Source organism: Haladaptatus cibarius D43 (assembly GCF_000710615.1).
GTDB classification, from domain to species: domain Archaea; phylum Halobacteriota; class Halobacteria; order Halobacteriales; family Haladaptataceae; genus Haladaptatus; species Haladaptatus cibarius.
In genome coordinates this window covers 818,404-835,500 of the sequence record NZ_JDTH01000001.1, presented here as the reverse complement: position 1 = coordinate 835,500, position 17,097 = coordinate 818,404, and the positions used below count along the sequence as shown (strand labels likewise).

15 protein-coding genes are annotated in these 17,097 nt (G+C 59.6%); 4 read left to right on the top strand and 11 right to left on the bottom strand.

All coding sequences use genetic code 11. From position 1 onward, the window contains the following. Positions 1 to 30 precede the first annotated feature (30 nt). Together HL45_RS04395 and trkA are read right to left on the bottom strand one after the other, a co-directional pair. Entirely contained in the window at positions 31 to 1,638 is a 1,608-nt protein-coding gene (locus HL45_RS04395) for a TrkH family potassium uptake protein (protein WP_049969872.1), read from the bottom strand. After that, complete coding sequence (gene trkA, locus HL45_RS04390; protein WP_049969871.1) at positions 1,635 to 2,975, bottom strand: Trk system potassium transporter TrkA; 1,341 nt, start codon at positions 2,973 to 2,975, stop codon at positions 1,635 to 1,637. Before trkA ends, HL45_RS04395 begins: the two co-directional genes overlap by 4 nt. A 234-nt stretch (positions 2,976 to 3,209) precedes the next feature. On the opposite strand from trkA, the gene HL45_RS04385 reads away from it, so the two are divergent. After that, positions 3,210 to 4,160 (top strand): universal stress protein, encoded by a 951-nt coding sequence (locus HL45_RS04385; protein ID WP_144239998.1) that lies wholly within the window; start codon positions 3,210 to 3,212, stop codon positions 4,158 to 4,160. A gap of 57 nt (positions 4,161 to 4,217) precedes the next feature. On the opposite strand, the gene HL45_RS04380 is transcribed toward HL45_RS04385, so the two are convergent. Beyond that, positions 4,218 to 4,424, bottom strand: a complete 207-nt coding sequence (locus tag HL45_RS04380; RefSeq protein ID WP_049969869.1) for a hypothetical protein — start codon at positions 4,422 to 4,424, stop codon at positions 4,218 to 4,220. A gap of 571 nt (positions 4,425 to 4,995) precedes the next feature. Further along, positions 4,996 to 5,409: a hypothetical protein gene (locus HL45_RS04375; RefSeq protein ID WP_049969868.1), complete on the bottom strand. Its 414-nt coding sequence runs from the start codon at positions 5,407 to 5,409 to the stop codon at positions 4,996 to 4,998. A gap of 206 nt (positions 5,410 to 5,615) precedes the next feature. On the opposite strand from HL45_RS04375, the gene HL45_RS04370 reads away from it, so the two are divergent. Continuing rightward, complete coding sequence (locus tag HL45_RS04370; protein ID WP_049969867.1) at positions 5,616 to 6,581, top strand: succinylglutamate desuccinylase/aspartoacylase family protein; 966 nt, start codon at positions 5,616 to 5,618, stop codon at positions 6,579 to 6,581. A 799-nt stretch (positions 6,582 to 7,380) separates the two neighbouring features. On the opposite strand, the gene HL45_RS04365 is transcribed toward HL45_RS04370, so the two are convergent. Then, the gene (locus HL45_RS04365) at positions 7,381 to 7,662 is read right to left on the bottom strand and encodes a GYD domain-containing protein (protein ID WP_049969866.1); all 282 of its coding nucleotides are present in this window, start codon (positions 7,660 to 7,662) and stop codon (positions 7,381 to 7,383) included. Between the two features lie 107 nt (positions 7,663 to 7,769). Here HL45_RS04365 and HL45_RS04360 point away from each other — a divergent pair, with 107 nt between their 5' ends. Further along, positions 7,770 to 8,474, top strand: a complete 705-nt coding sequence (locus tag HL45_RS04360) for a 5-formyltetrahydrofolate cyclo-ligase (protein ID WP_049969865.1) — start codon at positions 7,770 to 7,772, stop codon at positions 8,472 to 8,474. 118 nt (positions 8,475 to 8,592) lie between these two features. After that, positions 8,593 to 9,648 carry a right-handed parallel beta-helix repeat-containing protein gene (locus HL45_RS04355; protein WP_084156790.1) on the top strand — a complete coding sequence of 352 codons (1,056 nt, stop codon included), beginning with the start codon at positions 8,593 to 8,595 and terminating at the stop codon, positions 9,646 to 9,648. A gap of 19 nt (positions 9,649 to 9,667) precedes the next feature. Here HL45_RS04355 and HL45_RS04350 read toward each other — a convergent pair whose 3' ends face one another. The 6 genes from HL45_RS04350 to HL45_RS04325 form a co-directional block, all read right to left on the bottom strand. Further along, the gene (locus tag HL45_RS04350) at positions 9,668 to 10,669 is read right to left on the bottom strand and encodes an AI-2E family transporter (protein ID WP_049969864.1); all 1,002 of its coding nucleotides are present in this window, start codon (positions 10,667 to 10,669) and stop codon (positions 9,668 to 9,670) included. Between the two features lie 55 nt (positions 10,670 to 10,724). Further along, the gene (locus HL45_RS04345; RefSeq protein ID WP_049969863.1) at positions 10,725 to 13,634 is read right to left on the bottom strand and encodes an HsdM family class I SAM-dependent methyltransferase; all 2,910 of its coding nucleotides are present in this window, start codon (positions 13,632 to 13,634) and stop codon (positions 10,725 to 10,727) included. An 87-nt stretch (positions 13,635 to 13,721) separates the two neighbouring features. Beyond that, a complete protein-coding gene (gene secY / locus HL45_RS04340) occupies positions 13,722 to 15,185 on the bottom strand; it encodes a preprotein translocase subunit SecY (protein WP_049969862.1) in 1,464 nt (487 codons plus the stop codon). Between the two features lie 314 nt (positions 15,186 to 15,499). Beyond that, complete coding sequence (locus HL45_RS04335; RefSeq protein ID WP_049969861.1) at positions 15,500 to 15,982, bottom strand: uL15m family ribosomal protein; 483 nt, start codon at positions 15,980 to 15,982, stop codon at positions 15,500 to 15,502. A 2-nt stretch (positions 15,983 to 15,984) separates the two neighbouring features. After that, the gene (rpmD, locus tag HL45_RS04330) at positions 15,985 to 16,449 is read right to left on the bottom strand and encodes a 50S ribosomal protein L30 (RefSeq protein ID WP_049969860.1); all 465 of its coding nucleotides are present in this window, start codon (positions 16,447 to 16,449) and stop codon (positions 15,985 to 15,987) included. After that, positions 16,449 to 17,096, bottom strand: coding sequence for a 30S ribosomal protein S5 (locus HL45_RS04325; RefSeq protein ID WP_049969859.1), 648 nt, complete (start codon positions 17,094 to 17,096; stop codon positions 16,449 to 16,451). Before HL45_RS04325 ends, rpmD begins: the two co-directional genes overlap by 1 nt. Position 17,097 lies beyond the last annotated feature (1 nt).

Sequence of the window (17,097 nt, the reverse complement as noted above, 5' to 3'; positions counted from 1 at the left end):
ATCACAGATTTCGACCGAGTCGAAACCGGCTCACGACCGCCAGTAGGCGGGCGTCAGCAGAACCAACACCGGCAGGATTTCGAGTCGGCCAATCCACATCAGCGCGACCATGAACAGTTTCGAGGTGTCCGAAAACGGCAGATAGCTGTTCATCGGGCCGAGCAGTTGGAAGCCGGGACCGACGTTGCCGAGCGTGGCGGCAACCGCGGACAGCGCCTCCAACGTGTTCAGATTCGGCCCGCCAGCGCGCTCCGCGTTGAGAAACAAGAGGAGTGCACTGACGAAGAAGATGACCATGTAGAGCAGAGTGAAGACGTAAATGCCGCGGACTGCGCGTTCGTCCAGCGCGCGTCCGCCGAGACGGAGCGGTCGAACCGCTTCGGGATGAACCGTCGTAAACAGTTCCCGGCGAAGAGATTTCAGAATCACGTACCAGCGAACGATTTTGATTGCGCCGCCGGTCGAACCGGCGCTCCCGCCGATGAGCATCGCCGCGAACAGGAGGTACTGCGCGGAACTATTCCACGTGTTGAAGTCCATGCTCGCGTATCCCGTCGTCGTGACGATGGAAGCGATTTGGAAGGCGGCGTGTCGAAGCGACGATTCGAAGTTACCTGCGACGGGCGCACCGCCGGGGACGAACACCAATTCCTGATGCGTGAAGAGCAGGGCGGTCAAAATCGCGGAGAGGACGGCCATCACGCCGACGTAAAATCTGAACTCTGCGTCACGAATCAATTTTCGCGGGTCGCCGCTCAAAACGTGCCAGAACAGCGCGAAGTTCGTCCCCGCCGCGACCATGAAGGGGATGATGAGCCACTGCACCACTGCGGAGAACGCCTCGATGCTTCTCGCCTCCGGCGAGAAGCCGCCGGTAGACATCGTCGTAAAGCCGTGCGCGACGGCGTTGTAAAGCGTCATGTTGGGCGCGAGGGGTTGTCCGACGAGTGGGCCGAGAAGATGGAGTCCGTACAGCAGGACGATTTCCAGCGCCGTGATACCGAGATACGCTTTCCAGAGCGCGCGCGCGGTTTCCGCGATTTTCGGCGTGAGCTTCTGGATGCCCGGGCCGGGCGCTTCCGCCTCCATCAACTGCGCGCCACCGACCGACAACTCCGGGAGGATGGCGACGGCGAGAACGACGATTCCCATCCCGCCGAGCCACTGGGTCAACTGCCGCCACATCAGCAGTGCGCGTGAGTGTGTTTCGAAGGAGATGTCGCCCATAACGGTCGCTCCGCTGGTCGAAAAGCCGCTCATGCTCTCGAACAGCGCGTTGACTGGATCTGCGAGCGTCGAGGGGCTGGAGACGACGTTGATGAACGGGAACTGCCCGAGAAGGGTGATTTGGTTCCCAGCGATGACGTAGGGAAGGCCACCGACGATGGACACTGCGAACCACGTCAGCGCGACCATCAGGAAACCCTCGCGTGCACCGAGGTCGGGGTCTGGTTCGAGACGTTCGAGCGAACTGCCGACCACCAGTGCAATGACGATGGTCGTCACGAAGGTTCGAATCGCATCCAACTCGCCGTAGTAGGCCGCGATGATGAGCGGAAACAGAAGCGGTACCGAGAGCCATTTGACGACGGTGCCGACGAGGCTCACGCTGGCCCGCCAGTTGACGCGGAGATTCATATCACGTCGTTTACTTCGTTCAGGACGTTCGTATCGACGAACAGCACGATGTGGTCGTTTTCCTGCACGACCGTATCACCGCGGGGAACGACGAACTTCCCGTTCCGCGTAATCGCGCCGATAACGACGCCCGAGGGAAGGTCTGCGACCGCCTCGTGAATAGGGCGGCCGGTGAGGACGCTGTCGGCGTCGATTTCGATTTCCAACACCTCCGCGCGGTCGTTCTCGATGAGTGCGATGTTTTCGGCACCGTCTTCGCGGGTGAAGCGCGTGATTTCTTCGGCGGTTACCTCGCGGGGGTTGATTGCCACGTCGATGCCGACCGCCTCGAACAACGAGACGTATTCGGCGTCCTCGACGATTGCAATCGAGCGTTCGGCACCGAGTTGCTTTGCCAGCACCGAGACGAGGAGATTTTTCTCGTCGTTTTCCAAGGCGGCGACGACCACGTCCGCCTCGTCCACGTGTTCGCGGGCGAGGAACTCCGCATCGGTCGCGTCGCTCGCCATGACCATGGTTTTCGGGAGGTCTTCGGCCAATTCCCGCGCGCGCTCTTCGTCTTGTTCGATGAGTCGTGGGCGCAAATCTCGCTGTTCGAGCAGTCGAGCAGTGTGAAAGCCGATTTCGCTCCCGCCGATGACGACCAGTTCCTTGTCTGCGTCCGGCGTTTCATCGGGCGCGACTTCGAGCGCGAACTGCTGGACGCTTTCCGGACTGCCGATGACGACGACCTTGTCGTCGGCCTGAATCACGGTTTCTCCGCCCGGAATGTCCACGTCGCCGTTTCGGATAATCGCGGCGAAGGTGAGCGATTCGAAGCGGTCTGCTTCCCGCACTGTCTGATTTGCCACTGGACTCTCGGCCCGAACTTCGAACTCGGCCATCTGCACTTCGCCACCTGCGAAGGGGTCTACGTCGCGCGCCGCAGGCAGGCCGATGACGCGGACGATGTCCATCGCGGTGAGAAGATTCGTACAGACCATGAAATCGACGCCGAACGCGCCCTGTTCTGCGTGTTCCCACGTATCGAGGTAATCCACCTTCTTTGCCCGTGCGATGGTGAACGGGTCGTCTATGGTTTTCGCCGTCCCGCAGATGACGAGGTTCGTCTCGTCGTCGTCAGTGCTGGCGATGACCATGTCCGCTTCTTCGATGCCCGCCTCTTGGAGCGTGGCGAGCGAAGTCCCGTCGCCCTCGATTGCGAGGACGTCGATGGAGTACGTGAGCGAGTCCACACGCTCTCCGTCTCGGTCTATCACGATCACTTCGTGGGAGTCGGCGAGACTTTGAGCGATGGACGAACCGACCTCACCGGCACCGACGATGATGACGCGCATGCGTTACCCTCCGTATCATTCTTGTCGAGGTGTTTTCACCCACAGCGTAAGGATATTTCTCTTTGGAAGGAGCCAGAGTCACTTTTCAGCAATTCGACCCAGAGAACGGCGATAGCTCGGTTTTGCTGTTCATCGGGTAACAGTGCCGGGTATGGTCGGGTAACAGTATTGGGTACGGTTGCTTGCACATTCAGCTCCAACCCTTCTCCACCTCGGAACGGTACGATTCCGGATATGGCAGAGCATACCCGCACGTTGGGGTTCCGTGTTGCTTTCGCACTGGGATTAGGGACGATGATTGCCGCGGGTATCTTCTCGCTCTCGGGAACTGCAATCGCCCAAGTCGGTAGTAACGCAGTTATCTCGTTCGTCATCACGGCGGCGATTGGGGGCGTAACTGCGGCCTCTTACTCCGAATTTGCATCGATTTACGCGGAAAACGGCGGCGGCTACCTCTTTTCCTCGCGGACGTTCGAGGACGACCGCCTGCTCGACACCCTCGGCGAGGCGAACCTCGACGTGGACTACACCGTCGAAGGACACATCTGTCGGAGCGTTTCCTTCGACATTCTGAACACTACTCGTGAGGACGAGGCCGACCTCATCCTAATGGGGTATCCGAAAGAACACGAGGACATCGCGGAGGCCGTGGAGTACGACTCGCCCTGCGACGTGCTGTTCGTGGACGGATTCGGCGAAGAAGCGCCGACCCTCGACAGCGTCACGGTCGGAACCGGCGGTGGGCCACACCACCAATCCGCGCTCTCGCTCGTGAACGAACTCGGACGAAGCGGTTCCGAGGTTCACGTCACCAACGTGACCCCGGGAGGTGAGGGTGGGACGGCGGAAGACCTTGACGGGACGCTGTCGGAACTCGGGGACGTTCCGGCCGTGGAGACACACGATAGGCAGGCCGACACAGTCGCCGAGGGGTTGGTCGACGCCGCCGACGAACACGACAGCGTGTTGGTCATCGGCGCGTCCCGAACCCGCCTGCTGAAACGTCGGGTGTTCGGCAGTACGCCCGACCGCGTCGTCTCCTACGCTAAACTCGCGGGCGTTCCGGTCATCGTCTGTTCGCACCCGACTGGCGTTTCGGGACGACTGGAGGACGCGCTGTTCCCGGTCTATCGAACGCTCAAAAAATTCCGCCGTGGTCACGCACCGAAACCGAGTTCGAACTGAAAACGGAGTTCGAATCGGTTTTCGTTTCGATTCGAGCGAATCGGGTCGAGATTCGGCTTAAATTTCCTCGTGAATCCAGTAGTGGGCGATGTGGCTCGCGTCCACCCAGTGAACCTCGTCGTCGGCCTCGATTTTGATGTACGGGTCTTCCTCGAACTCAACGTTGTGGGTGTGGAGTTCGAGTTCCTCACCACCAGCCGTCTTCACCATGATTTCGCCCTTTTCTTTCAGCTCCGACTCCAACCGCTGGTAGATTTCCGTCATTCCAGTGGAATCAACGGGGGGATAAGCGAAATATTTTGTTGCCAACGAGATACGGAGAATGGAGAAACGAGATTGTTCAACTGGGGAGAATGTAGTCATGCATGACGAGTGGGACAGAAACAATTCGGCGCGCGCTGGTGCGAGCCGAAGGGCATCTCGCCCGGAGGCTTGCACTGACAGCGTGCGAGGGATGACCGACTGAGTGTCAGCGAGTGAGGAAATCGGTTGGGGAGGCGTGTGGCCGGTTGCGGTGCGGAGGTGGTGGCGGTTTTCAGTGGTGTCGTGATTTGCTGAAACACAATCTAGTCAAATGGGAAGAAGCAAATCACAACTCCAAACGAAGCCACCGGAAGAGCTTTGCTCTTCCGAGGCACCGGAAAACCGCCGGTTTTCCGTGGCTCGCAAACGCTTCGCGTTTGCTCACCCGTGAAAATCTTCGATTTTCTCCATCCCTCGCTTCGCTCGCCCTTCATCCACCGAGGAACCGCAACTGACCACGCCCTCCGACTCGCATCAAGTGTGCGCCACATGGTGCTCGTAAATCTCCAAAAATCCGATTTCCATCAAATTTCTACAACACACCAGTATCCCGAAGCAAGTCAGCAAGAATGTGAAAGTAGAGGACGACAGCCGAAAACACCGCGACTGCTGGCGAAACGAAGACCAAGAGTGCCACCAGAACACCCCCGAGGAGAACGTGCGACAAGATACGTTCGTGCTCTAAATCCGTGCTATCCACGTCCTCGAACACCCAGTCTTGGTCACCGAAGGCGGCGACCGGGTTTTTCAGGCAGGCCGCGAGATGTCGCCAACTCCCGGTTCGAATCCGGGTGAGGACGAAGTGGTCTAAATCGATGAAAACGGAAAGAAGGACGCCGTAGACGAATAGTCCGGCGAGAAGCGTGGTTCCGAACCGCTCCGAAAGGGGTACGAGGAGAGGGCCCGACACAACTACGCCGATGAGGAAATGCTCCCGCGAGTACATCTATCGAATCCGATACGGCGACGGGAGTAAAAGGTAGCGTCCCGCCGCGAATTCGGGACGGTTTTCTCCCCCCTGTTCACTTTCACCAGATGGCTCGGATTTTTATACTAAATCTATCGATTCGTTCGTTACCCCGAACACCTTGCGTGTGAATCACTTTCGAAGTTCGGTACGTTCATACTGCCTCCACCGCAGTAGTTTACGCGATGGCAGGACACAGCGCGGAACGCGTACCGCTCGCTCGACTCCCTTCCGGCGTCGAACTCGAAACGACGGTTCACACCTACGATGGCGCGGACGACGGCCCGACCCTGTACGTGCAGGCGGCACAGCACGGCCGGGAAATCAACGGGAGTGAGGTGCTTCGGCGCTTCCACGAAGCAATCGACCCCGACGAACTCGCCGGAAAAATCGTCGCAGTCCCGGTCGCAGACCCCCTCACGTTCGACCGCGTGTCCTACACCACGCCCGAGCAGTTAGACAGCATCAATCCGAACATGAACCGGGTCTGGCCGGGTGACGAGGAAGGCACTCTCCACGAGCGCATGGCAGCAACCCTCTGGGAGTACGCGACGGGAGCGGACGCCATCGTAGACCTCCACACGGGCAGTCCGAACATGATGCCTCACGTCGTGTTCATGGAGGACGACGCGGAATCGCGTGCGCTGGCGGAAGCGTTCGGTACCGACCTCCTCCTGTCGGAGCAGGCGGGCGACGACGCCGACGTAGAGTGGAGCGAGCGCGATTTCGGCGGAAAGTTCCGCGTCGCGGCCACCCGCGAAGGAATCCCCTCGATTACGCCGGAACTCGCGCACAACAAGGAAATCGTGGAGGATGCGGTCGAAACCGGTCTGACCGGCCTGCTGAACGTCTGCCGAGAACTCGGTATGTTCCAGCGGTCGCCCGTCGAAAACGGTGATTGGGAACTCGCGCGAAACCACCTCGGTCGGGTGGATGCCACCGATTCGGGCCTGTTCGTGGTCGAATCGAATCACGAACTTGGCGACGAAGTGGCCGCCGGGGAACGAATCGGAACCCTCTACGACCCGGCGACGTACGAGGTGTTGCAGGAAGTCGAAACCGACCGCGCTGGCGTGTTGTACGCGCTGACCCGCGAAGCGACGGTTTGCGGCGGCGGCAAACTGCTGAGCGTTGCCTTACTCCGGGACTGAGTGGCGAGCGTTGGGTGTTCCAAGGCTTCTGGAGATTCCGGAGAAAGGAATCCCGGCGCGACAAAGCCCGGTACTATCTGTTTGATTTTTCCGAGTCCGGGAATTCGGGTGACGGCGACGCCGACAATCCATTGGGGACGCACCGGTTTCGAAATCGTGACCGCTTGGTCGTAGTAGCCGTTAGCGTCGCCTTTCGTGATGAATCCGGAATGTGGTGCCGGGCAGTTTCTCAGTTCGGCGCAGTTGTCCGCCTGCGCGAGATATGCCGGATTCGCCTTCCCGTACCAGTTTTCGCCCCTTTCGACCCAAAATCGGGCGCGATGAAGAATCGGTATCGCGGAATCGTCGCCGTTCGGTTGGAAGACGAGCACGTCGCCCGAATCGCCGAGCGAGCGGTAACTTTGGTTCCTGCCAGCACGAGCGGAAACGACGCCGGAGCGACTCCCGGGCGGCGTCACCCGATGTTCTTCCATGACGACGACGACGTCCGTCTGTTCGATGTTCGGGGCCATGCTCCCGCTAATGACCGTGTAGGCTGGCGGCCAGACACCCATCATCGCCACGACTAACAGGCTAACGACGAGGACGACGGTAATCGTGTGCGCGACCAATCTTCGGAACCTGAACACGACCCATCGAAACGGAGTGTGTCGGCTTTGTTATCGACCGCCTGTGAACTGGAAAGCACTGCTTTCCTGCGGATTCGGTGCCGAACAGTGGATTCGTACCAACCGTTTTGCTCTGTCAGGTTCGACAAAAATCCGCGCTTGTGTAGGAGAAATTTTAGACGACGGGTTACCTAGTCCTCCACGAGGCCTGCGAACTCCTCCACGGGCACGATTTCCATCGTTTGCGTGTCGAGGCCCTGATTCTCGATGGCTATCGACGCCCGGAACGCGGCGTTTCTGTCCGGCGCGTCGAAGACGACCATGAAGTCGTACTCGCCGAGAATCGCGTAACTCGCGTCGATTTCTGCCTCGTACTCCTCGACTTCGCTGGCGAGGTTTCCAAGCGACGAGGCCAATTTCTGGGCGTTCTGTACGGAACCGCGGATTTTCACCAGTGAAACGTATTTTGCCATCGAACGAGTGACGGGGGTCACCGGCAAAGCCGTTGTGGCAACTACGTTACCCCTGGCGGAGAACTTACACACCATCGCTTTTTATACGGAGACGAATCAGTCCCGGTATGACCAAAGACGACCTCCGCGAACGAATCTGGACGCAGTTGGAAGACGAGGGTGTCGCGCGATTTCCGTTTCCGCCACACGGTCGAATTCCGAACTTCGCAGGTGCGAAGGAGGCAGCGGAGCGACTCGCTGAACTGCCGGAGTGGAGGGAGGCGAGCGTGATAAAAGCAAATCCGGATTCGCCACAACTCCCCGTCCGGCGGCGCGCGCTCCGCGAAGGAAAAGTCGTCTACATGGCTCAGCCGCGACTGCGGGACGAAAAACCGTTCATGAAACTCGACCCGGCGGAAATCGAGGACACCGATTCTGCCGCCACGGTTTCGAAGATGGACGACTACGCCGAACCAGTCGCCCCGGAGGAGATGCCGTCAATCGATTTCGTCGTTTCGGGAAGCGTCGCAGTGACGGACGACGGCGCGCGAGTCGGGAAGGGAGAAGGGTACAGCGACCTCGAATACGCGGTTTTACACGAGATGGGATTGGTGGACGAGCAAACGACGATTGCCTCGACGGTTCACGAGATGCAGGTGGTCGAAGACGAGATTCGACTCGAACCCCACGACGTGCCGATGGACGTACTCGTCACACCTGACCGAGAAATCCGCACGGAAACGCCGTTTCCGCGTCCGTCGGGAATCGACTGGGAGTCGATTCCCAAGGAGAAAATCGAGGAAATTCCGCTTCTCGGGCGACTGCAATCGTAAGCAGACGGCGACTACTTGGGGGCGACAACCGCGGAAACGCAAACGTATCCCCCGACAATCGAGAATACCGACACGATTGGGGCGAATAACGAACTGCGAGGGTCACGAGAACCGAAGCATGCGAACAGTTTGGGTCGTCCTTTCGGTCGTGCTGGCGTTCACACTGGTTCCGGGTATCGGCGGGACAACGGGCCAACAGGCCGCTGTCCCGCAGCACGCCGACTCCGTGCGCGAGCACGGAGCGCAAACTGGTGACTCGGTCACCGCAATCGATTCCTGCACGACGATTTCGAATCCGGGTCGCTACGCCCTGACGAGCGACGTGACGAACGCGACGGTGGACACCTGTATCCGCATCACGGCGAACGACGTGGTGTTCGACGGGCGAGGAAACGACATTGACGGCGTCGGCGCGTTCGGTTCCGCTGGTGTCCTCGTCACGAGCGGCGAAAACGTGACCGTTCGGAACGCGACCGCGACCGACTGGGACGACGGGATTCGATTCACGGGAATACAGAACGCGACCGTCCGGGATACCACGACGGCCCGAAACCGCGTCGGCCTCTCACTGGTTTCGCTTCGCGGCGGAACCGTCCTGAACAACACCGCCCGAGAAAACGCAGTGGCTGGCGTCTTCCTCGTCGGTGCGAGCGAGAACAACACGCTCCGGAACACGACGGCGAACGAGAACGCGCTGGTCGGCGTGCAACTCGTCGAAGCGCAGGGGAACAGCATCGTCGATACGGTCGCCCGCGGCAACGAGTTCGGAGTTGCCCTGCTCGGTGCGAGCGAGAACACGGTTCGCGGAAGCGTGGCGAGCGAAAACGAAATCGCGGGACTGTGGCTTTCGGCCGCCGCCGACAACCGCATTCGCAACAATCGAGTGACGAACCGATTTTACGGAATTTATCTCGCGGACAACGCGCGAAACAACACGGTCGAATCGAACACCGCACTGGGGAACTCCGTAGGCGTTCGCCTCCGGGCGAGCGACGAAAACGCCGTCCTCCGCAACCGCGTTTCGAACAGCAGCGACACGGGAATCCTGCTCATTTCGAGCAACAACAATCGCGTCGTCGGCAACACCGGAGCGAACAACCGACGGGACATCATCGTCTCGGAGTCGTCGCAGGGTAACACCCTCTTGAACAATTCGGTGGGGGAACAGGGATAACTCGCCGTAGAAGCGGGACTCACACCCGAGGGGCGTATTCGCGGGCGAACACCGTGACGAGGGAGCGAAATACGCCGAGAACGATTGGGCCGAAAAAGAGGCCCATGAAGCCGAACGCGTAGACGCCGCCGAAGATGCCGACGACGAGTAGGCCGGGATTCAGTCGCGCCTCGCGGCCGCTGACCACGGGGCGCAGATAGTTGTCGGAGAGACTGATGACGAGCGTTCCGTAGACGAACAGAAACAGGGCGGGTATCGGGCGGTTCACGACGAACAGATACCCCGACGCCGGAAGCCAGACGACGGACGCGCCGATAATCGGAAGGAGCGAGAGAAGCGTCGTGACGACCGTCCAAAACACGACGCCCGGAACCCCCGCGATGGCGAGGCCGATACCCGTCAGCACGCCTTGCACGACCGCCACGAGGACGTTGCCGACCAGCACGCCCCACATGACCTGATTCATCTCGCCGTACAGTTCGTCCTGTACCGACGCCGGAAGCGGCGTGCTTCGGCGAATCCAGCGGAGCAAGGTTTCACCGTCTACGAGGAGGTAGTACAGGAGAAACGCCAGAATCGTGATTCCGATGAGGGCGTCCGAAATCCCGCCGAAGATACTCATCGCGTTGTCCACGATTTGGGACGTGCTATCCTCCGGAATGAACTCCCGAATGTTTCGCCCTTCGATGGTGATACCGGTGTACCGTTCGAAGAGGTCGAGCAGTTCGAAGACCTGCGGGTCGCCGCGGAGGATTGCCTGAAGAATCGTTGCCGCTTGCTGGGCGGCGATAGCGAAGAACGTCGCGATGGGGACGAGTATCACGAGCGTGGTCGTGACGAGAAGCAACAGCGCCGAAATCCGCGGGCCGATTCGTGGCGCGAGCCGTTTTTGGAGCGGATAGAGAACGTAGCTCAGGAGAATTGCGGCCAGTACGAACTGGAGAAACGGCTTGATGAGGAGTCCGGCGAGGAGGCCGAACACGGCGATGAGGAACAGCAAAAACCCACGTTCCCTGTTCATAGGAGTACGACAGCGCGATGGCGCATAAATCGACGCCCTCGAATTTTGATGCGACCTACTCGTTCCGTCCCCGAGTGTCGCCGAATGCCACCTCGATACCGCTCTCTAACTCGTCTACGTTCCGAATCAGTGCGGCCACTTCCTGTCCTTTCTTCCGCCGCGTCGATTTGAGCGTTCGTGCGATTTCGCGTATTTCACCGTTGTCGAGGTCGAAATCGAGGGCGGACGCGACGACGTTATCGATGTCGTCGCGTCCACGTTCGTCGCCACCTGCCAGCGTTTCGAATCCGTTCCGAACGGTCTCCTTTTGCTCGTCGGTCAAGCTGTCCGGGTCAACGACGCGAAGTGTGCGAAGGTCGGAACTTGAGAGGTTTATCGCGCCGCCGCCGGTAACCCTGCCGTGGCTTTCGATGACGATTTTCGAGAGACTGGCGTTCAGCAGTCCGAGGAGGAGCGTCGAATCGACCGTCGTCGGTCGCACCAACAGAAACCGGTTGCTGGCGACGATTTTCTCGTCGGTTCGGGCGAAAAACCGGTGCGTGTCCATCGCCTGCGGACAGACGATTGGGGCGGTGTTGTCGTCCAACGAACCCATATCGAACCACGGGTCGTTGAGGTTCACCGACTTGTTCGACCGAGCAGGATGTGTCTCTGCCCAGCGAAGATACGACAGCACGCCGTCGTAGCCGTCGCGCTGTAGTGCAGACACGACGTTTTCTGCGAGGTCGTTCGTGGTTTCTCCCGCCGATTCGGCCGTGGCTTCAATATCGGATTCGACCGCCGAAACGTACTCGCTCATGTCGAGCATCCACTGTTCTGCCTCCGTTGCCGTCTGTTCGTACCCATCGACCTCCTTCACGCTCTTTACGGCGGGCCGCAGGAATCGGTCGTCGATGGTTCGCGCACGAGTGGTTTCCGCATCGAGGATGAAAATCGGGTTCGCACCCGTTTTCTTCCCGCGCGTTATCGTAGCGACGTCGGACAGCGAAACCGTATTGTCGTGTTCCAAAACCGCCGTGTAAAGCGTCGGGGCAGTGATGTACTGCTGGAGTTTCGCTTCGGGATAGTTCGCCAGATACGACTGTGAGATAGTAATCGTTCGATACGCCGAATCCCCTCGAATCGTCATGTAACTCCCGTCCGGAACGTCCTCGGTTCTGTCGATGAGTGCCAACACATCGTCTTCGTCCATCCGTTCGTTAAGGCGGATGAACTTCGTCTGCGTGTTTCTGCGCGCCGTCGCGTCGTCCGTTCGCTCCATCAGCAACAACACCGTATCGACCAATGCGTCCTCGAAGAGGCGGTTTCGGAACCCGACCACCGCTTCGACTTTGTACTGGTCGTAGAGAAATCGACGGAGCGACGGGCCGTAATCCGCGGACATCCACTTCGTCGGAATGACCCACGCCAATCGCGCCCCTTCGCGGAGAAATCGGGTGACGTTCGTGAGGAAGTAGCAGTAGAGGTCGCTTCGCCCGTCGATTGCTCTCTCGCCGTCGGAGTAGTTTCGCGCCGAATCCGGTTCGAACCGTTTCAGATGGTCGCGGAAATGGTCGCGGTTCGGGTACAGAAACTCCTGTCGGACGTAGGGTGGATTTGCCACCGTCGCGTCGAACGTCCCGATCGGGTCGCCCGCCGTGGGTTCTTCCTCGTTTTCCGTCGCTCCTCTCCCCCTCTCCACTGTATTCGACCGGCTCGCACCCGGTTCGAGGTCGAAGAAGTCGGCGTGGTACGCAAATCGTTCCGTCGTCGGTTCGCGGACGTTCCGAGTCGCGAGGTTGAGCGCGGTGAGATGGAGCGGAAATTCGTTTATATCGACCGCCGTGATACGCCGGAGAATCTCCTGATGGGAAAGAGTTCCCAACTCGTCCAGTCGTTTGTACGCCTCTATCGCAATCGCTCCGGAGCCACTGGCCGGGTCGAGAAATCGGTCGTCGGGTGACCGAATCGCCCACCGAGAAAGCAGTCGCCCGATTGCATCCGGCGTGTAGAACTGCCCCAATGTTTTGCGCTCCTCGACTGGAATGAGTTGCTGGTACAACTGCCCGACGACATCGGTGTCGATGGCCGAAAACGGCTCTTCTTCGATACTGTTGATGAAGTCGAACAACCGTTCCCGCGTTCGGTCGTCGTTCGGAATCGCGGCGAAAAATTCGCTATCGGTCTCGAAAAGTGGGTCGAAGCCGTGTTCGCCACCCGCTGACTGAACGCACCCCGAAACCCGTTGGTCGAGGGACTGCATCGATACATCCGGCGCTCGGTTATCGCCGAACTCGGCCGCACGGCCGAGTTCGGCGAACACGGTTCGGTTCAGCAGCAGATACGCGTACTGCTGGGCGGCGATTCGGAACGTCTGGTTCAGGTCGGGAAATTCGAACGGATAGTCGTTTTTCCGCGCCCACTCGACCAACAACTCCCGAAATCGGTCGCAGTCATCGAATTTCTCGCGGATGAGCGATTCGTACAGCGGAAATATGCTAGTGTGAAAACTCCGGAGACGGAGGACGACGATATCGTCGAATGTGGTGGAAACTTCGGAACCGTCCTGCAGTTCGACGACGTCTGCAATGAATTTCCCGACGAACTCCTCCACGGATTGGGTGCGAAGGTCGTAATGTCGTCGGGCAAATTCAGTTTCGTCGGTAGTAGATTCGACACCATCCGTCGCGGATTCGGTTCGCCGAAACAGGAACGCGTCGTGTTCGTTCGCCGTGACGAACAGGCTCGCACCGTTTTTTCGGGCGTATCGGTCACCCCGTCGTCGCACGTCCACAGAGTGCGGGTCTACAGTTTTGTCAGTAATCTCGATAGGGATGCCATCGCGCGAGGTGGAGGGAACGAAGATGCCAGTTGCGTCGTTTGGTTCTTTCTCTCTGCCGGGCGTCTCGAAGTGAGTGTCGTGTGTAGAGACGTGTTGCTCTATCGCCGAACAAAGACGTGCGTGGAAGGAGGACTTCGACGGCATATTCCGTGGCTCAAAGGTCTCACTCAAGACCCTTCTGTGATTCGGATAGCACGACCGCGAAAAAGGAACGAGTGTGTTTCGTGGAGATTATCCGCCGAACATCTCGCGCATCATCGGATGCATCTCCATCAACTGCTCTTCTGCGATTTCCTCGTAGAGCTTGTACGTGATGGACACTGTCAGCAGGAGTCCGGTACCGGACACTGCGCCGATGGTGCCGAGCATGTTCGCCATGACGGCCAGCAGGCCGACCAGCGCGCCGCCGAGGACGGTGACTTGCGGAATGTACCGCTCCATCACTTTCTCGATGACGCCAGTGTTCTGACGGAAGCCGGGTATCTGCATCCCGGAGTTCTGAATCTGTTTTGCGGTCGCCTCCGGCCCCATGTCCGTCGTCTCGACCCAGAAGATGGCGAAGATTGCGCCACCGACGACCATGAAGCCGAGGTCAACCGCGACGCGGAGGAGCACTTGCCACGCCTCGTGTGTCGCAGCGGGACCACCAGCCCACCACATCCAATCGCCCGGTTGCTGGATGGGTGCGAGATAGTAGAAGAACCCACTCGTGGGTTGTCCGTTGGTGTAACTGCCGAGCCATGCTGGAAGACTACCGAGTTGATTGTAGAGGATGCGCCCGAGGAACTGGATGTTCGCTTGCAGGGCGCGGACGAGGATCATCGGCAGGACGCTCGCGTAGATGAGCTTCACGGGGAAGCGACCGCGGGCACCCTTCACTCGCGCGTGGCTAAGCGGAATCTCGACGCGCACGCTTTCTGCGTACACGACGATGGCGAAGATGAACAGCGTCGTCGCGAGGGCGAGCAGACTGCCGCCGCCGAACAGGAGATACTGGATACCTTCACCCGTCAACAGCGACGGAATGTTCTGCGCGCTGCCGGTGATGATGGCAATCCACTGCGGGATGATACCCGTCTGTCCCTCCATTCCGGGCGAGATGAATCCGCCGACGAGGCTCTGGCTGACTCCGGCGATGATGAACAGCCCGATACCGCTCCCGACGCCCCATTTGCTCACGATTTCGTCCATGAACAGGATGAGAATCGCGCCGACGAATATCTGCCCGAAGATGAGCCACTGCACGGCCATCGTGGAGCCAAATGCGGCGACGAGCGCTTCCTGTGGCTGGAAGAACCCGCCGACGAACACCATCGGCAGGCCGGTCAAACAGATCATCACGATCACCAGCAGCTTCTGGAGGCCCTGATACAGTACTTGGTCGCGCGGGTCGTTCGTATCGAGTCCGAGGAGGTCGGCACCGCCGAGCAGTTGGAGGACGATGCTCGCGGTGACTATCGGCCCGATACCGAGGTGTAACACAGACCCCTGTGCGCCCGCGAGTAGCGAGCGGAACTGACCGAAGAGGTCTGTACTCGTATCCACTCCATACAGAGTGACGTTCGTCAAGAAGAAATACAACACGAGAACGCCTGCCGTCCACGTTAGCTTGCGCTTGAAGGGGACGTGCCCCTCCGGGCGCTGGACGGTGGGCATCCGTGTTAAAACCGGTTCTGCGGTTTCTTTCCAACCCATTGACTATGCCTCTGACTTCATCACACGTATCTCCTTCGACTTCGCAATGTGACAGTCAGCGGAGTTTCCCCTGTTTTCTCGCGTCGAGCGAACGTTGTCCAACCGGGAACGGAAAATCAAAATCGGAATCACGGGAACGTTTCAGTCGTCCTCGACCAGTCGAGGACGACCGTCGAATCGATATGTGTCCGTCAGTCACATACTATCCTTTTCAATGACAGTACAATTTGTCAGTTCGAACAAGACAGCAGAGTAAACAAACCAGTCGGTAGCAAAGAAATCGGCGTCAAGAAACGGAATATGTTCGGGGAAGATTACTCGGCTTCGTCTTCGTCGTCCGACTCGTCTTCTTCTGCTTCGGCGCGGTCGCTAAGGACGGCGTCGCCGTCCGCTTCCTCGATGAGTTCGACTGCGGATGCCGAAAAGGCGTCCGCGGTCACGTCGAGGCTGTTGCGAACCTGACCGCCGCCGAGCACCTTGACGGCGTCGGCGTCCCAGCCGTCATCGACGACGTCGCGTGCGTCGATTTCGTAGCCGTCGTCGGTTTCCTCGGCAATGCCCTCTGCCGCGAAGAGCATGGCGTCTTCGTCGAGTTTCTGCACGGACACGGTGAGCACCGTCTCCTTTGCGTCTTCGGGTCGTTTGAACCCGTGCTTTCCGAGCGGTTCGTAGTTGTGGAACTCGTGTTTGGCGCGGCCTGCGCGTCCGCGTCCACCGCGGTTACCCGCACCGCGGCGGTTCTTGTGCGTCCCGCCGCCGTGCGTGCGCGAGCCACGTTGGCGTCGTTTCTTACTCATGGTTATCGCATCGACTTGAGGAGTTCGTTGATTTCCTCAGTCGTGTGTTTGCCGAGTTGGCCGCCCTCTTTCGTGGGGTGTTTGATGCCGTCGTGACCACCGCGTGGCGGGTGGAGTCGAAGGACGGGCGTCAGTCCCTGTTCTCGGAGCGTCGTCTCCTCGTCGAGGAGCGCCTCCGCGAGTTCGGCGAAGTCGGCGTACTCTGTGTTCTCTGCGAGCCATTCCTCGTCAACGTCCTCGTTTCCGTCGAGCACTCGTGCGCGCTTCGACAGAACCGTCTCGAGAACGTCCCGTTCTGGTTCGCCGTGTGCGACCCAGTCGTTGACCTTCGTCACCATGCCGCGGTAGGTTTCCGTCTCCGGAACCAGCGCGCAGTGGTTGACCTTGTGGAGGTTGAGCATGCTCAGCGTGTCACGGACACCCTGCGTCATGTCTACCTCGCCGCGAATCTGGACGACTGCTTTCATCAGTCGGCCACCTCCGGCTCTTCATCGGGGCGGGCGCGCGGGCCGCGTGCCTGCGATGCGTTCTCCAAGGCGTTGTACGTCGCCTTGGCGAGGTTGAGCGTCGTTCGCGTGTTGCCGTGGCTCTTCGTCCATGCGTTCTCGATACCCGAGAGTTCGAGGATTTTACGCACGGTGTCGGTCGCCGCAAGCCCCAATCCGGCCGGTGCCGGAATGAGTTCAACTTCCACACTGCCCGCCTTGCCGGTCGTCCGGTGGGTGAGCGAGTGCGGTCGGTCGCTGCGGTCTTCCCACGAGCCTGCGCCGCGAGGAACGTTGACGATGTTCAGCTTCGCAATCTCGATTGCTTTCTGGATTGCGCCGCCGACTTGGTCGTCTCGTCCTTCTGCGTAGCCGACGAACCCGTCGCGGTTGCCGATTGCACAGACACAGCGGAACTTGACACGCCGCCCGGAGTCAGTCATGCGCTGAACCATGTTGATGTCCAGCACTTCGTCTTCGAGTCCGGGAAGGAGCTGGTCAACGAGTTCCGGCTCCTTCAGCGGGAGTCCGGAATTGAGGGCGCCTTCCATCGTGTCGATTTCGCCCTCGGCGACCTTACGGCCGAGACGGGTCTGGGGTTCCCAGCCGTCGTTGTAGTTTGCACACATA

What these genes read in the sequence shown, in the direction of transcription:
- HL45_RS04395 (WP_049969872.1), bottom strand. Translation starts at nt 1,638, where the DNA reads ATGAATCTCCGCGTCAACTGGCGGGCCAGCGTGAGCCTCGTCGGCACC.
- trkA (WP_049969871.1), bottom strand. Translation starts at nt 2,975, where the DNA reads ATGCGCGTCATCATCGTCGGTGCCGGTGAGGTCGGTTCGTCCATCGCT.
- HL45_RS04385 (WP_144239998.1), top strand. Translation starts at nt 3,210, where the DNA reads ATGGCAGAGCATACCCGCACGTTGGGGTTCCGTGTTGCTTTCGCACTG.
- HL45_RS04380 (WP_049969869.1), bottom strand. Translation starts at nt 4,424, where the DNA reads ATGACGGAAATCTACCAGCGGTTGGAGTCGGAGCTGAAAGAAAAGGGC.
- HL45_RS04375 (WP_049969868.1), bottom strand. Translation starts at nt 5,409, where the DNA reads ATGTACTCGCGGGAGCATTTCCTCATCGGCGTAGTTGTGTCGGGCCCT.
- HL45_RS04370 (WP_049969867.1), top strand. Translation starts at nt 5,616, where the DNA reads ATGGCAGGACACAGCGCGGAACGCGTACCGCTCGCTCGACTCCCTTCC.
- HL45_RS04365 (WP_049969866.1), bottom strand. Translation starts at nt 7,662, where the DNA reads ATGGCAAAATACGTTTCACTGGTGAAAATCCGCGGTTCCGTACAGAAC.
- HL45_RS04360 (WP_049969865.1), top strand. Translation starts at nt 7,770, where the DNA reads ATGACCAAAGACGACCTCCGCGAACGAATCTGGACGCAGTTGGAAGAC.
- HL45_RS04355 (WP_084156790.1), top strand. Translation starts at nt 8,593, where the DNA reads ATGCGAACAGTTTGGGTCGTCCTTTCGGTCGTGCTGGCGTTCACACTG.
- HL45_RS04350 (WP_049969864.1), bottom strand. Translation starts at nt 10,669, where the DNA reads ATGAACAGGGAACGTGGGTTTTTGCTGTTCCTCATCGCCGTGTTCGGC.
- HL45_RS04345 (WP_049969863.1), bottom strand. Translation starts at nt 13,634, where the DNA reads ATGCCGTCGAAGTCCTCCTTCCACGCACGTCTTTGTTCGGCGATAGAG.
- secY (WP_049969862.1), bottom strand. Translation starts at nt 15,185, where the DNA reads ATGGGTTGGAAAGAAACCGCAGAACCGGTTTTAACACGGATGCCCACC.
- HL45_RS04335 (WP_049969861.1), bottom strand. Translation starts at nt 15,982, where the DNA reads ATGAGTAAGAAACGACGCCAACGTGGCTCGCGCACGCACGGCGGCGGG.
- rpmD (WP_049969860.1), bottom strand. Translation starts at nt 16,449, where the DNA reads ATGAAAGCAGTCGTCCAGATTCGCGGCGAGGTAGACATGACGCAGGGT.
- HL45_RS04325 (WP_049969859.1), bottom strand. Translation starts at nt 17,096, where the DNA reads ATGTGTGCAAACTACAACGACGGCTGGGAACCCCAGACCCGTCTCGGC.